Source organism: Cedecea sp. NFIX57 (assembly GCF_900177785.1).
GTDB classification, from domain to species: domain Bacteria; phylum Pseudomonadota; class Gammaproteobacteria; order Enterobacterales; family Enterobacteriaceae; genus Cedecea; species Cedecea neteri_C.
Map to the genome: position 1 here is coordinate 1 of NZ_FXAS01000112.1, position 1,503 is coordinate 1,503.

Consider the following 1,503-nt stretch of genomic DNA (forward strand, 5'->3'; position numbering starts at 1 on the left):
GCTAACCGTCCAGCCTGGTTCCGCTTTTTCTCTGCGCTGCGGCTTCGGTGACGCCCTTGCATCCTCCGCTGATCACCCGGCTGTCGTGTCGGCACGGCGTAAGCCGGAACTCAGACGACATCGACTATGGAGGATTTTTTATGAGCACTACGACCACCACACCGGCTGTTTACGTTGGCACGTACCACAAATATAACTGCGGCAGCATCTTCGGCAAATGGTTTGACCTGACGGAGTTTGATGGCCGGGAGGATTTCTACGAGGCCTGTCAGGCGTTGCACGCCGATGAATGGGACGCCGAATTCATGTTTCAGGACTGGGAGGGCATTCCGTCACAGTTTGCTTCTGAAAGCGCGATTGACTGGGATTTTATCGCCGCTTATAAACGCGCTGAAGAAGAGGGCTGGGAGGCCGCTTTTATCGCCTGGGCAGAGTATACCGGCGAATGTGACTATGACGCTTTTGAGGATGCGTACTGTGGGGAGGCGGAAAGCGAGGAGGACTATGCGCAGGAGATGGTTGAGGACAACGGCCTGCTGAACGATGTGCCGGAGCCGCTGTGCAGCTACTTCGATTTTGAAGCCTGGGCGCGCGACCTGTTCAGCAGCGGCTATGTGTTCCATGACGGCTATGTCTTCCGCAACTGATTCTCCCCGGCAGGCGGTTTAGCCGCCTGTCAGCCCGCGCGGAAACCCCCTGGCAGGCTCTGCCTGCCGGCGAAGTACGCCGCGCCTGCAGCGCCGCGCACCTCCGCCAGCATCAGTTGTTTTGGTGGTGCCAGATTCTGAATATCTGTGTGCATCACCTGGTCGTCAATATTCCTCTTTTGGTGATAATCCCTGCACTGGCACTGGCACTGGCACTGGCACTGGCACTGGCACTGGTGTTTCTGTGTTGTTTAAAAGCTCCTGTTCCCTTCATTTTTTTGCAGCTTCTGTTCGTTCCTCTTCTCACTCCGGGCGTCCGGGCGGGCTGTCATGCTCCGCACAGAGCCAGCACGCTGTCTCTGCCCGGGCCCAAAAAGACGGGCCAGCGGGTGTCCATCCCATGACGCAACATCAAAGGCAGCTTGCAGCATCCCGGAGGGATGCGCCGCCTGGGCGCGCCGTTGCCTGCGCTTAAGGCGAGCACCGCCGACAGACAAACGACGGTCGTCGGTATTCGTAAGGCGCAACGCCGTTTCGCGCCCGCGCGTTTCGTCGTTGCGGCGGGTTCCTGCTCATATCTTGCCGGGTTATTTCACCCTTGTGAGTCCTTTCGCCGGGGCTGAGACAACCACAGCCGCTGTCTTCCGTCCAGGGTAAATGGCACGCGGTAAACCGCGCCCCGGACGGAAGACATCGCCCGCGCCGGTTTACGCCCCTGCGGCGAACGGCTCTCAGGCGGGTGAAGGTTACAACCAGCGGGCGTGTGCAGCAGGTCCCCGCAAAACGTCAAAACCGCGGCCCCGGCAACTCGACGGGTGATGGTTTTTTAAAGAAAAAACAGGTTCAGAGGGAGGAA

At 59.0% G+C, this 1,503-nt stretch carries 2 protein-coding genes; one reads left to right on the forward strand and one right to left on the reverse strand.

Annotation, left to right across the window (positions count from 1 at the left end; translation table 11 throughout):
- The first annotated feature begins 140 nt into the window (after positions 1-140).
- Positions 141-647 (forward strand): antirestriction protein ArdA, encoded by a 507-nt coding sequence (locus B9Y90_RS26060; protein ID WP_085543166.1) that lies wholly within the window; start codon positions 141-143, stop codon positions 645-647.
- A gap of 29 nt (positions 648-676) precedes the next feature.
- On the opposite strand, the gene B9Y90_RS27490 is transcribed toward B9Y90_RS26060, so the two are convergent.
- Positions 677-802: a hypothetical protein gene (locus tag B9Y90_RS27490; protein WP_254902778.1), complete on the reverse strand. Its 126-nt coding sequence runs from the start codon at positions 800-802 to the stop codon at positions 677-679.
- Positions 803-1,503 lie beyond the last annotated feature (701 nt).

Bases quoted from the DNA above. Each gene is read 5' to 3' on its own strand.
- B9Y90_RS26060 (WP_085543166.1), top strand. From the start codon at position 141: ATGAGCACTACGACCACCACACCGGCTGTTTACGTTGGCACGTACCAC.
- B9Y90_RS27490 (WP_254902778.1), bottom strand. From the start codon at position 802: ATGCACACAGATATTCAGAATCTGGCACCACCAAAACAACTGATGCTG.